General features: G+C 40.3%; 11 protein-coding genes and 1 other RNA gene. 4 read left to right on the forward strand and 8 right to left on the reverse strand.

What is annotated here, in order from left to right; translation table 11 throughout:
* The 6 genes from fabX to J5F42_RS04110 all read right to left on the reverse strand — a co-directional run bounded on the left by fabX (position 1) and on the right by J5F42_RS04110 (position 6,435).
* Positions 1-1,092: a decanoate oxidase/trans-2-decenoyl-[acyl-carrier protein] isomerase FabX gene (gene fabX / locus J5F42_RS04085; protein ID WP_000255243.1), complete on the reverse strand. Its 1,092-nt coding sequence runs from the start codon at positions 1,090-1,092 to the stop codon at positions 1-3.
* 16 nt (positions 1,093-1,108) lie between these two features.
* The gene (gene tyrS, locus J5F42_RS04090) at positions 1,109-2,317 is read right to left on the reverse strand and encodes a tyrosine--tRNA ligase (protein ID WP_097699813.1); all 1,209 of its coding nucleotides are present in this window, start codon (positions 2,315-2,317) and stop codon (positions 1,109-1,111) included.
* A gap of 23 nt (positions 2,318-2,340) precedes the next feature.
* Positions 2,341-4,668 (reverse strand): RelA/SpoT family protein, encoded by a 2,328-nt coding sequence (locus J5F42_RS04095; RefSeq protein ID WP_097699814.1) that lies wholly within the window; start codon positions 4,666-4,668, stop codon positions 2,341-2,343.
* Positions 4,655-4,879, reverse strand: coding sequence for a DNA-directed RNA polymerase subunit omega (locus J5F42_RS04100; RefSeq protein WP_000712202.1), 225 nt, complete (start codon positions 4,877-4,879; stop codon positions 4,655-4,657). Before J5F42_RS04100 ends, J5F42_RS04095 begins: the two co-directional genes overlap by 14 nt.
* 41 nt (positions 4,880-4,920) lie before the next feature.
* Positions 4,921-5,643 (reverse strand): UMP kinase, encoded by a 723-nt coding sequence (gene pyrH, locus J5F42_RS04105; protein ID WP_001148056.1) that lies wholly within the window; start codon positions 5,641-5,643, stop codon positions 4,921-4,923.
* Between the two features lie 108 nt (positions 5,644-5,751).
* Entirely contained in the window at positions 5,752-6,435 is a 684-nt protein-coding gene (locus J5F42_RS04110; protein ID WP_078294858.1) for an MqnA/MqnD/SBP family protein, read from the reverse strand.
* 130 nt (positions 6,436-6,565) lie between these two features.
* Here J5F42_RS04110 and acnB point away from each other — a divergent pair, with 130 nt between their 5' ends.
* From acnB to hofE, 4 genes are all read left to right on the forward strand, one after another.
* Positions 6,566-9,124, forward strand: coding sequence for a bifunctional aconitate hydratase 2/2-methylisocitrate dehydratase (gene acnB, locus J5F42_RS04115; protein WP_198973115.1), 2,559 nt, complete (start codon positions 6,566-6,568; stop codon positions 9,122-9,124).
* A gap of 79 nt (positions 9,125-9,203) precedes the next feature.
* The gene (locus J5F42_RS04120; protein WP_000725293.1) at positions 9,204-9,470 is read left to right on the forward strand and encodes a hypothetical protein; all 267 of its coding nucleotides are present in this window, start codon (positions 9,204-9,206) and stop codon (positions 9,468-9,470) included.
* A 275-nt stretch (positions 9,471-9,745) separates the two neighbouring features.
* On the forward strand, positions 9,746-11,035 hold the full coding sequence (locus tag J5F42_RS04125) for an IS701 family transposase (protein WP_283491116.1): 1,290 nt from the start codon (positions 9,746-9,748) through the stop codon (positions 11,033-11,035).
* A gap of 92 nt (positions 11,036-11,127) precedes the next feature.
* Positions 11,128-12,495 carry an outer membrane beta-barrel protein HofE gene (gene hofE, locus J5F42_RS04130; protein ID WP_097699735.1) on the forward strand — a complete coding sequence of 456 codons (1,368 nt, stop codon included), beginning with the start codon at positions 11,128-11,130 and terminating at the stop codon, positions 12,493-12,495.
* A 6-nt stretch (positions 12,496-12,501) separates the two neighbouring features.
* Here hofE and J5F42_RS04135 read toward each other — a convergent pair whose 3' ends face one another.
* Together J5F42_RS04135 and ssrA are read right to left on the reverse strand one after the other, a co-directional pair.
* Complete coding sequence (locus J5F42_RS04135) at positions 12,502-13,029, reverse strand: hypothetical protein (protein ID WP_001168786.1); 528 nt, start codon at positions 13,027-13,029, stop codon at positions 12,502-12,504.
* A gap of 42 nt (positions 13,030-13,071) precedes the next feature.
* Positions 13,072-13,457: a transfer-messenger RNA gene (ssrA, locus tag J5F42_RS04140) on the reverse strand.
* Positions 13,458-13,480 lie beyond the last annotated feature (23 nt).

The following is a 13,480-nucleotide window of genomic DNA, read 5'->3' on the forward strand; positions in this document are numbered from 1 at the left end:
TTAACCCTCTGTAAGCTCTTTAATCAATTCATGCACGCTGATAATCTTATCCACTCTATAGCCATTAGCCCCGGTAAAATAAAGCCCCTCTTCTCTGTTTCCTAAATAACTGCGCCCCAAGCCATCAGCGATACAATAGCCCACCTTTTTAGCCTCTTCACCTCTGTTGCAAGGCGCTACACAATTGCTCACGCATGCGATTTTGGGCGCATTACCCTCTTCAATGCGTTTGATCACTCCCGTATTAATAGCCCTAGCCGGATAACCTACAGGCGATTTAATGAGTAAAATATCTTCTTTTTTGAGCGTGGGCAAAAGATCGGCATACGCTTTAGCGTCGCATTCTTTCGTGCCTAAAAAACGAGTCGCCATCTGCACCCCACTCGCTCCAAGGCTTAACATGGTGTCTATATCTTTCCTGTCCCAAATCCCCCCAGCTGCGATGATAGGGATATTCCCCCATTCTTTAGAAGCTTCCACGACTTTAGGCACTAAGTTTTCTAATCGGAATTCTTCTTTGAAACAATCTTCGTATTTAAAGCCCTGATGCCCCCCACTCAACGGCCCTTCCACAATGAATGCGTCCGGGATTCTTTTATAGCGATCGCTCCATCTTTTACAAAGGATTTTTAAAGCCTTCGCTGAAGAAATAATAGGGATGAGCGCCACATCGCTAAAATCCTTAGCGAATTCAGGCATGTTAGTGGGCAAACCAGCCCCTGTAATGATAATATTCGCCCCCGCCTCACAAGAGTCCCTTAAAACACGGCCATAGTCATTGATAGCGTATAAAATATTCGCCCCCAAAGGGTTGTTCCCGCAAATCTTTCTAGCGTTTGCAAAAATTTCATTCAACGCTTTTTTGGAGTAAAAATTCAAAGCTTCAAAGGGTTTTTTAGCCACAATCCTTTCTACAAAACGCATGTTTTTATAATAACCAGTCCCTACGGCTGAAATCACTCCTAAAGCCCCTTCTTTGGCAACATTTCCAGCTAGTTCATCCCAGCTAATCCCCACACCCATTCCCCCTTGAAAGATAGGGAATTTTATGGTGTGCTTACCGATTTTTAGCGGTTTGAGTGTTGATACCATAGCTCTTTCCTTAATATTAGTTAATATTTAATTTCATAAATCTTTTCTTACCAAGCTGTATAACATAATTTCCTTTAACAAAACGATAACTCTCATTTTTTATCACTTCTTGATTAATCTTTACACCCCCTCCTTGAATATCGCGCCTGGCTTGTGAAGTGGATGGGCAAAAGCCAATCTGTTTTAAAACATCTAAAATCCCAACCCCCTCATCAAAATCGCTCTCTGATAAAATTTCGGGCAAAAGGTTTGCGCTAAACACTTTAGAAAATTGCTCTTTAGCCTTGAATGCTTGATCGTTGTTATAATAACGAGCCACGATTTCACTAGCGAGATCTTCTTTAACGGCTTTAGGGTGCAAGGTCTGATTTAAAATACCATGTTTTAAGTCTTCAATTTCTTCTAAAGTCTTAGCGCTCAAAAGGGTGTAATAGCGCCACATGAGATCATCGCTCACGCTCATGATCTTCCCAAACATTGCGTTAGGCTCTTCAGTGATCCCCACATAATTCCCCAAGCTTTTACTCATTTTTTGCACCCCATCAAGCCCCTCTAATAAAGGCATGGTGATGACAGACTGCTCTTTATTCAAGCCGTAAGCCCGTTGCAAAAAGCGCCCCACCAGCAAATTAAACTTTTGATCATTGCCCCCAAGCTCAATATCCGCATCCATCGCCACTGAATCATAGCCCTGCAACAAAGGGTATAAAAATTCCACGATGCTAATGGGGCGGTTTTCTTTATAGCGTTTAGCAAAATCGTCCCTTTCTAGCATTCTAGCGACTGAAAACTTCGCGCACAATTCTATCATGCCCTTTGCGCCTAAAGTATCCAACCAAGTGGAATTAAAGCACACTTCGGTGTGTTTTTCATCTAAAATTTTATAGATCTGCTCTTCATAAGTTTTAGCGTTTTCTAAGACTTGCTCCCGGTTTAAGGGTTTTCTCGTTTCATTTTTCCCTGTAGGATCGCCTATCATAGCGGTAAAATCCCCAATCAAAAACTTAACCCTAGCCCCATATTGCTGCAACAAAGCCAATTTTTGGATCAATACCGTATGCCCTAAATGCAAATCGGGAGCGGTAGGATCAAACCCAGCTTTAACGATAAAGCGTTCATTGGTTTCATAATATTTTCTCACTAACTTTTCAATGTATTCTAATCCAATGATTTCATTAGCGCCTCTTTTGATCTCTTTTAAGGCGGTACTGACTTTTTGTTCCATGTTCATTCCTTAATTAGGGCTTATTATGACTCATAAGCGTCATCCAGACTGGATAATTCTACAATCCTATCCTGATATTTGCGATTGATTAAAGCCCTCATCCAATCCGCCTTATCCGTGGCTATTTCAAAACTCACTTCGCAATGGCTAGAATATTTGTCCTTATAGCCTAAGTAAGACACGCCCACAATATTGCATTCATTCCTGTTTAAAAAAGTCAATAAACTCGCTAAAACCGACTTTTTCTCTCCTAAATAAAACATCATTTTATAAATCGTTCGATCCCGCTTGTGCCATTCTATATAAACCATAGGCGCCTTAGCATCCACTTCCGCTATCGCTTTTTTGCAAAATTTATGGTGTGCAACCGCCTTTGGATCTTTCAAATCCGTTACGATCGCAATGATTTCATCGCCGTATTTAGGATAACAACAATCATTCAATAACACCTGTTTGATTTCTAAAGCGTTACTTGAACAAACGCTAAAATGCTCCAATTCCTTGCACTGCCATTGCCGGTTTGGGGTTAAAAAATTCAAAACATTGGTTTTAAAACCCAAATACCTCAAACCTCGAGTCCATAAACTCATCTCTTGGTATTCTAAAATCGCGTCTTCTTTTAAAGAAAACACCTTATTTTCAATCTCTTCAGTGAGTTTGGCTAAATTCTCAAAGCTTTTCATCGCTTCTGTTAAGGCAATCTCCACCCCACAATCTGTTAATTTTTCTTCAAAGTTTTTATAATCTTTTAAACCCACATCTTCAAAAACAGAGCGCCCAAAAAAAGTCGCTAAAATATTAATCATGCTTTTAGTGTCAATTTCTTTCAAGCGGTTTCTTCTTTGGATGCGCAAATGGTTTTTAGCCTTAGAAGTTTTAAGCTGATCCATCCAAATGAAACGAGGTATTATTTTATCGCCTTTAACGATTTTAACCACATCCCCGCTTCTTAATTCCTGATTGAGTAAGGCTTTTTTACTATTGATATAAGCGTCCGTGGCTTTATCGCCCAAATCGCTATGCACCATGTAAGCAAAATCTAAAGCAATCGCTCCTACCGGTAAGGTATAAGTGTCCCCATGAGGCGAAAAAACGACAATATCTTCACGATACAAATCGTTCTTAGCGAGTTCGTAAAATTCTTTAGGGTCGTTTTTCAAATCGCTGTCATGGTATTTAAAATTTTGCAACCACCTCATGCCCTCATGGTGATCTTCATGATCCACGCCCCCGGCTTTATACTTCCAGTGGGCTGAATTACCATACTCCGCCCCCATATGCATATCAAAGGTGCGGATCTGCACTTCATAAACAGAAGATTCATCAAAAATGGTCGTGTGTATCGTCTTGTAGCCATTTTCTTTCGGTAAAGCGATGTAATCTTTAAAACGAGAAACAATGGGTTTGAAATTCAAATGGATAATCCCTAAAACTTTATAGCAATCAATCGGGTTTTTCAATAAAATCCTAATGGCTAACAAGTCCAAAATTTCATCAATATTAACCGCGCCCTTTCGTTGCATCTTAAGATAGATAGAATAGGGGCGTTTCACCCTTGTAACGAGTTTAAAATCCGAATGGCTAAACCCGCTATCAAAAAGTTTTTTTTCTAACTTGCTCGCAAAAGCGTTGAGTTTTAAGAGCAAAGACTGCTTGTTTTTGTGCAAATATTCCTTGATATTTTTATACTCTTCTGGATAAATATAATAAAAGCTCTTGTCTTCTAATTCATTTTTGATTGAAGACATGCCCAATCGGCTCGCTATAGGGGCATACACCGCTAGAGTTTCTTTAGAAATACGCACCTGCTTGTCATGGGGCAAAGCGTCTAAGGTGAGCATGTTGTGCAACCTGTCGCTAATCTTTACCACTAAGGCTCTTGGATCTTGTATCGCGCTAATAAGGATCTTTCTGAAAGTGAGGGCTGAAACCACCATTCTGGGATCTTGAGAGCTCACTCCTAATTCTTCTTTCCTGATTTCAGTGATTTTGGTGAGCGCATCCACTAAATTGGCCACATCTTGCCCAAATTCTTGCTCAATCGTTTCAATCTTACAAGGCGTGTCTTCTACCACATCATGCAAAAGTGCAGCGCACACCATCGCCTCATCGCCCCCACAAAACGCTACCAAGCTTGCCACGCAAATAGGATGGACGATATAAGGCTCGCCGCTTTTTCGGTATTGCCCCTTATGGCTTTTGGCCGCTAAATTCAGGGCGTTTTCAATTTTGGGCGTGAAATCAATTAAAGTCCTTAAGATTTCAATGCCACCCTTTGGGGTCGTAACTTTTTTGATAACATCCAAAATCCGTAAGAATCCGATATCAACGGATTTATCAATTTCGTTCATCTATCCTGTCTATATCAATTTTCCCTTCAGCGATTTCTCTAATGGCAATATCCACTAATTTATGACGCTTAGGATCCATATTCACTAAAGTTTTGGCTCCGGCGTTTAATTGCTTCACCCGAGCGAAAACTAAATTATCTAGCATGTAGCGGTCGTTCCCAATATTTTTTAAAGCTTGAGCGACTAAACTCTCTGTTCTCTCTTTTTTCAAAATGATCCTTTTATTTTGAGTTCTATCCAATTTTAAAGGGCTTATTTTACCATAGAAAATACGCCTTGTTGGTGCTTAATCACTTGCAACAAATTCCCTTTTTTGAACATGTTACACACCACAATGGGGAGTTTATTGTCTTTAGCTAAAGAAATAGCGGTATCATCCATCACTTCAATATCCCCTATCAAGGCATCGTTATAACTTAAAGTGTCCAATTTTTTAGCGTCTTTGAATTTGTTAGGGTCTTTATCATAGATGCCATCCACTTTAGTCGCTTTAATGATCAGATCCGATCCAATTTCAATCGCTCTTAAAGTGGCAGCCGTATCGGTGGTGAAAAACGGGTTTCCCGTACCAGCGCCAAAAATCACCACCCTACCCTTTTCTAAATGCCTGATCGCTTTCCTGTAAATATAACTTTCACAAATTTCTTTGATTTCAATCGCGCTCTGCACTCTTGTGTCTAAACCGATATGCTCTAAAGCTTCTTGCATGGCTACCGCATTAATCACGGTGGCTAACATGCCCATATAATCCCCACTGGTGCGCCTAATAATCCCCCCTTGAGCCGCGCTAACCCCCCTAATGATATTGCCTCCACCAATCACAATACCCACTTCAATATCGTTTTCCACTAAGCTTTTGATCTCTTTAGCGATGTGATCTAACACATGAATGTCAATCCCAAACTGGTTGTCCCCAGCCAACGCTTCCCCAGAAAATTTCACCAAAACCCGCTTGTTTTTTATCTTTGCTTGCATGATCCCTTCTTAATTAATTAATAAAATTTTAATAAAACTTGTGATTGTAACCTAATCTTGCTTAAAAACACCCTTTCTGAATTTTAAGCCTCTATCCTTGGCGAATAACTAAAACCGCTTGGGTTTTTGGATGCGTTTGAATAACAATTCACGATAGAACGCTTTAAGGCCTGATTGTTCCTTTTTGCCTAAAGTGTAGTAAATTTTTTGCAAGTAATTTAGAATGTCTTGGCGTTTTAGGTTGGTTTTTAAAGCGGCTTCTTTAAGGATGTAGTAAGGGATTTTTGTTTTTTGATGTTTGAAAGCTAAAGACAAGCGCTTGTAAAAATCCTTGTTTTTATGGTAACACAAACGCCCAAAAACAAACGGCAAGCGTTTTTTTTCATACCACAGAGCGGCTAAATCTATAAAATCTTTTTTAGGGTTGGAATAATAAAATTGCAACGCTTTATTGCCGATTAAAACTTCGCCCTTTAACCCTAGCGCTTGAGAGAGGGCGTTTGAAGAAGCGCTTTCTTTATCAAAAGCGTTTTCTCTATTTACAACCAACACGCTTAAAACTTCCTTATAAGCGACAATGCCTAGAGAATAAGAACAAAGAGCGAATGAATAGCCTGCGATAGAAGAAATAAACCCCGCATCAATACGCCTGAATAAAAAACTCTTATTGAGTTTGGAAGGGTAGGTTTTTTTAAGCCGTAAAAATTGTTTGAAATAACAAGGGGTGGGGTAGGATTTGATAAACACATCAAAAGGGAGCATGTTCAAATAATCAATTTTACCAAAACGCACTTAAAATCCTTTTTTGCATCGCATGGTAGCTAAAGTTTCTTACAACTTAACTAAAAGTAAAAAGAGTTTTGTTATCATGGGGCAAATAATTAGGGCATTAGCCAATAATGCTATTTAAAAAGGAGAAATGATGAAAGATTTTTTAGAAGATTACAAAAAAAGCGTTTCAGAGAGAGAAAGTGAGGGTATCCCGCCACTCCCCTTAAGCGCTAAACAAGTTCAAGCCGTCGTTGAGATTTTAATGAAAGATCCCACAAACGCCGCTTTCGCTAAAGAATTACTCATTCACAGAGTAAGCCCTGGGGTTGATGAGGGGGCGAAAGTGAAAGCGGAATTTTTAGCTAAATTGTCTCAAAAAAAACTAGAATGTGCGCACATTAGCGCTTTAGAAGCGACCACCCTTTTAGGCACGATGCTTGGGGGGTATAATGTAGAGCCTTTGATTGTGGGCTTAGAAAGTCAAGATAAAAACATCGCTAAAGAGAGCGCGAAAGCGTTAAAAACCACTCTTTTAGTCTATGGATCGTTTGATAAAATCGCTGCAATGAGCAAAACTAACGCTTTGGCTAAAGAGGTGCTAGAGTCTTGGGCGAATGCCGAATGGTTTTTGAATAAAGAGCCTTTGAATGAATGCATTGAAGCGTGTGTGTTTAAGATTGATGGCGAAACCAATACCGATGATTTAAGCCCAGCAAGCGATGCTTTCACACGAAGCGATATTCCTTTACACGCCAAAGCCATGCTAAAAAACAGGATTGAAAATTACGAACAACGCATAAAAGCCATTAAAACTAAAGGCGTTCCTGTGGCGTATGTGGGCGATGTGGTTGGCACAGGAAGCTCTAGAAAAAGCGCGACAAACTCTATCATGTGGCATTTTGGTAAGGACATTCCTTTTGTGCCTAATAAAAGGAGTGGAGGCATCGTGATTGGGGGGGTGATCGCTCCGATTTTCTTTGCGACTTGTGAAGATAGCGGGGCGTTACCCATTGTGGCTGATGTTAAGGATCTAAAAGAGGGCGATAGGATTAAAATCTATCCTTATAAAGGCGAAATCACGCTGAACGATAAGGTGGTTAGCACTTTTAAATTAGAGCCTGAAACTTTGTTAGATGAAGTTAGGGCTTCTGGGCGTATCCCTTTAATCATTGGTAGGGGTTTGACTAATAAGGCGCGTAAATTTTTAGGGCTAGGCGAATCGGAAGCGTTCAAAAAACCAGCCGCTCCTAAAAGCGACGCTAAAGGCTACACTTTAGCCCAAAAAATTGTAGGCCATGCTTGCGGGGTAAAAGGGATCTTACCTGGTGCTTATTGTGAGCCAAAGGTTACCACTGTAGGCAGTCAAGACACCACAGGGGCGATGACTAGAGATGAGGTTAAAGAATTAGCGAGTTTGAAATTTGATGCGCCTTTTGTGTTGCAGAGTTTTTGCCATACCGCCGCTTACCCAAAACCTAGCGATGTGAGTTTGCATGCGAGTTTGCCTAGCTTTATCACTCAAAGAGGCGGTGTGGCGTTGCATCCGGGCGATGGCGTGATCCATACATGGCTGAATCGCATGGGATTGCCTGACACTTTAGGCACAGGGGGGGATAGCCACACTCGTTTCCCTTTAGGCATTAGTTTCCCAGCAGGGAGCGGGTTAGTCGCTTTTGCGGCGGTTACAGGAACGATGCCATTAAACATGCCAGAATCGGTGTTAGTGCGTTTTAAAGGGGAAATGAATCCTGGGATCACCTTAAGGGATTTAGTGAATGCGATCCCTTATTATGCCATTAAAAAAGGGTTACTCACGGTGGAGAAAAAGGGTAAAATCAATGTCTTTAATGGGCGTATTTTAGAGATTGAAGGCTTGCCTGATATTAAAATGGAGCAGGCTTTTGAACTAAGCGATGCGAGCGCAGAAAGGAGCGCAGCTGCTTGCGTGGTGCGTTTGAATAAAGAGCCGATGATTGAATACCTAAAATCCAATATCAAGCTCATTGATGAGATGATTGCAAGCGGTTATGAAGACAAAGAGACTTTGAAAAAACGCAGAGATGCGATGCAAGCTTGGGTGGATAATCCGGTATTGTTAGAGCCAGATAGTAACGCTCAATACGCCGCTGTCATTGAAATTGATGTGGCAGAAATCACGGAGCCTATTTTGGCTTGCCCTAATGACCCCGATGATGTCGCTACTTTGAGCGAAGTTTTAGCGGATACGACCGGCAAAAGACCGCACGCTATTGATGAAGTGTTTATTGGTTCTTGCATGACGAATATCGGGCATTTTAGAGCCTTTGGTGAAATCGTTAAAAACGCTCCTCCCAGTCAAGCGCGCCTTTGGGTAGTGCCACCCAGTAAAATGGACGAACAAGAGCTGATTAATGAGGGCTATTATGCGATTTTTGGGGCTGCCGGGGCAAGGACTGAAGTCCCAGGCTGTAGCTTGTGCATGGGCAATCAAGCGAGGGTTAGGGATAATGCGGTCGTTTTTTCTACTTCCACGCGCAATTTTGATAATCGTATGGGCAGAGGGGCTAAAGTGTATTTAGGCAGCGCGGAGCTTGGGGCGGCGTGTGCTTTACTAGGGAGAATCCCCACTAAAGAAGAATACATGAATTTAGTGAGCGAAAAACTAGAGAGCCAAAAAGACAAGATCTATCGCTACATGAATTTTAATTTAATGGAGAATTTCAGGCTCTAGTTTTGTTTTCATTAAAAGGGGTGATCCCTTTTATTTGGCTATGACTGAGTGTTGGGAGAGGATAAAAAGGAGAGTGGTGATGAAAAAAATCGTTGTGAGTTGGTGTGTGGCGTTGGCTTTTTTAAGCGCAGATCCAGAACAAGCCAATAAAGCGATCAGTAATGCGGATTTGATTAAAGAAATAAGGGACTTGAAAAAAATCATCAGCGCGCAAAACACTGAGATCAACAATCTAAGAAAAGTGCAAGAAGTCTTATCCGGGCAATTAGGGGACATGCGTAAGGATATATTAAGCACTAGAGATTATTGCATTAGCTTAAGGCCTTATATTTATAATTGGCGCTAGAGGATCATCAAAGCATGAAAAGCGTGTGCCATTCAATCCTTTGATGACAATTCAATCCTTTAATGATTAAAGAAATTAAAGTTGGGGGAGATTTGGTTTTGGATCTGTGTCCCTATGATAGGGATTTTACAGGGTTTGAGTGTCCCAATGCGTTTAATCCCACACGCCTTGAAAAAAGTCCTCTTGTTGGATTGTAGGGGTAAAATCAGTCTCCTTTTAGGGTTAAATATTCTATAATAAAATTTTAGGAAATTCAGTTTAAAAGATATTAAAAAATGCCATACGCCTTAAGAAAAAGATTTTTCAAACGCCTTGCGCTGATTGTTTCCACTTTTTGCGCGATAAGTTTGAGCGCTAAAAGCTATCTGTTTTCCCCTTTGCCTCCAGCACACCAGCAAATCATTAAGACAGAGCCTTGCTCTTTGGAATGCTTGAAAGACTTGATGCTGCAAAATCAAATCTTTTCTTTTGTATCCCAATACGATGACAATAACCAAGATGAGAGCCTTAAAACTTATTACAAGGACATCTTAAACAAACTCAACCCCGTATCCATCGCTTCTCAAACCCCAGCTAAAGAAAACTATGAGCCTAAGATTGAATTAGCGATTTTACTGCCTAAAAAAGTGGTGGGCCGTTATGCGATTTCGGTGATGAACACCCTTTTAGCGTATTTGAACACCAGAAACAACGATTTCAATATCCAAGTCTTTGACAGCGATGAAGAAAGCCCTGAAAAATTAGAGCAAACTTATAAAGAAATTGAAAAAGAAAAATTCCCTTTTATCATCGCTTTATTGACTAAAGAGGGCGTGGAAAATTTGCTCCAAAACACGACGATTAGCACCCCTACTTATGTGCCTACGGTGAATAAAACGCAATTAGCAAATCATACCGAGCCTTCTTTAAGCGAACGCTTGTATTTTGGGGGGATTGATTATAAAGAGCAATTAGGCATGCTCATTTCTTTTATCGGTCATAATTCACCCGTGATTGAATACGATGATGATGGCTTAATAGGCGAACGCTTGAGGCAAATCACGGAGTCTTTAAACATTGAAGTCAAACACCAAGAAAATGTTTCTTACAAGCAAGCCACGAGTTTTTCTAAAAATTTTAGAAAACATGATGCGTTTTTTAAAAATTCTACCTTGATTTTAAACACCCCTACCACTAAAAGCGGCCTTATTCTTTCTCAAATAGGGCTTTTAGAGTATAAGCCCCTTAAAATCCTTTCCACACAAATCAATTTCAACCCCTCTTTACTCTTGCTCACCCAGCCTAAAGACAGGAAAAATTTATTCATTGTCAATGCCTTACAAAACAGCGATGAAACGCTGATAGAATACGCTTCCTTATTAGAGAGCGATTTAAGGCATGATTGGGTGAATTATTCCAGCGCAATAGGGCTAGAGGTGTTTTTAAACACGCTAGATCCGCATTTTAAAAAGTCTTTTCAAGAGAGTTTGGAAGACAATCAAGTCCGTTACCACAATCAAATCTATCAGGCTTTAGGGTATTCTTTTGAGCCGGTGAAAAATGAAAGCGAAACAAAAAAAGAATAATATTGAGATAATTATTTGAATACTTTTATTTTTAATGGGTTTTTTAATAAAATTGGAATATGATGCGAGCGAAAATTAAACAAAGGTTATTCTTGTTAAAATTTCAAAAATTACCCTTATTGTTTGTTTCCATTCTTTACAATCAAATCCCTTTATTGGCTTTTGATTATAAGTTTAGCGGGGTAGCAGAATCTTTTTCTAAAGTGGGGTTTAACCATTCCAAACTCAATTCCAAAGAAGGGATTTTCCCTACAGCCACTTTTGTAACCGCCACGATCAAGCTTCAAGTGGATTCCAATCTGCTCCCTAAAAACATTGAAAAACACAGCTTAAAAATAGGCGTTGGCGGGATTTTAGGAGCGCTCGCTTACGATTCTACCAAAACGCTCATCGATCAAGCTACGCATCAAGTCTATGGCTCAGAACTTTTTTTCTTCATAGGGCGTTGGTGGGGGTATTTAGGCGACGCTCCTTGGAAAGACTCCCGCATAGAATCTGACGCTCACACCCGTAATTATGTGCTGTATAATTCCTATTTGTTTTATTCTTATGGCGATAAATTCCACCTAAAGCTAGGGCGTTACCTTTCTAACATGGATTTTATGAGCGGTTATACGCAAGGCTTTGAAGTGGATTATCAAATCCATTCTAAAGTAGCGTTAAAATGGTTCAGCTCTTTTGGGAGGGCTTTAGCTGCGGGGCAATGGATACGAGATTGGTATGCCCCTATTGTTACTGAAGATGGCAGAAAAGATGTTGATTATGGCATTCATGCGGTGCAACTCTATTTTTCTAGCAAACATGTTCAAGCCACGCCCTTTTTTTATTTTTCACCTAAAACTTACGAAGCGCCTGGGATTAAAATCCATATTGATAGCAACCCGAAATTTAGAGGTTTAGGGTTACGATCTCAAACCCTTATCAATGCGATTTTCCCTGTTTATGCTAAAGATTTATACGATGTGTATTGGCGTAACTCTAAGATTGGCGAGTGGGGTGCATCGCTTTTGATCCACCAACGCTTTGACTACAACGAGTTTAACTTTGGCTTTGGTTATTATCAAAATTTTGGCAACGCTAATGCAAGGATTGGCTGGTATGGTAACCCGATCCCTTTTGACATAAGAAGTAACAGCATTTATGGTTTGGTTTTTAGTAACGCTGTTACCGCAGACTCTGTTAGCGGATATGTCTTTGGTGGGGGGGTGTATAGAGGGTTTTTATGGGGGATCTTAGGCAGATACACTTACGCCACTAGAGCGAGCGAAAGATCCATTAACTTGCACTTGGGCTATAAATGGGGTTCTTTTGCTAGCGTTGATGTGAATTTACAATACTATGCGGTGAGCATGCACACTGGCTATAAGGTTAATGATCTCACTAGCCCTTTTAATAAAGCCTTTAAGGCGAACACACAAGACAGGAGCAACCTCATAGTGAGTTTGAAGTTCTTTTTTTAAACCCTATCAATTAGGTTTGGTAGAATTGAGCCATTGTTTTTGGAAATTAATGGCTTTTCTCAATTCGGCTTCTAGTTGGGCTAAAACATCTTTTAAGGGCTTAACATCAACCAAATTATCTTGCTTGAAAGAATCCAGCTGTTTGTCAATTTGCAAAGCGGCATCTAGCGCGTCTTGGGGGAATACCGGCTCGCCTAAAGCCTTCTTAACCGCTTCGCCGATTTCAATCGTTTCAGAGCCTTGATGATCTTTTAAGTTAGGATTATTTTCTTTGTCCTTAGGCTTAGGCTCTAAAATCAAGCGCAAATGTTTGATTTTTTCATGCAAATCGCTAAGATCTTTTAAGTGATCGGTGTTTCGCCCCCTATCCACCGCTTTTTCTAAAAGCTTATCGCTCAGGCTCACTAACTGATCGCTTAATTTCACGCTGTTAGCTTGAGCTTCTGTCACTTCATCAATATCAATCGCTGCTAAAGCGCTCACAAAATAAAAGGGCAACGCCCACCTTCTAAAACGAGAGAAAAACTTCTGCATTTACCTTCCTTAAATACGCTATAAAAATGATACTTTTTAATATGGTGGAGCTGTGGGGAATCGAACCCCAGTCCAAAAATCTTGTCCTAAACACAAACTTCTACAATGCTTAGAAAATTGGTTAGTTTTTTAGCCTTAAAACTAGCTCTGGTCCAACTTTCTAAAACCTTGAGGTAGTTTCAAGAGTTCTTGTTTCTTAGTTTAAAAGGCGAACCACCTTTTAAAAGCGTCTAGCTTAAGGTTATGGAGTGATTAAAACGCTAGAAATTCTAATCAGTCCAGCTCCAAAAGGAGATTAACTCACGCAGCTTTAGCGTAAGCTGGAGCGTAATCTGCGTTGTTTACAGTTATTTTTGTTGCTGTTTTACAAGCAGCACTTGGCATGCTATCTGCGCGACAAGAAATCTGTCGAAATCCAAGTCAGCCCCATGATTTTCAAAAGCTTGTCTAT

It is taken from the genome of Helicobacter pylori (genome assembly GCF_030062585.1).
Lineage (GTDB): Bacteria > Campylobacterota > Campylobacteria > Campylobacterales > Helicobacteraceae > Helicobacter > Helicobacter pylori_CN.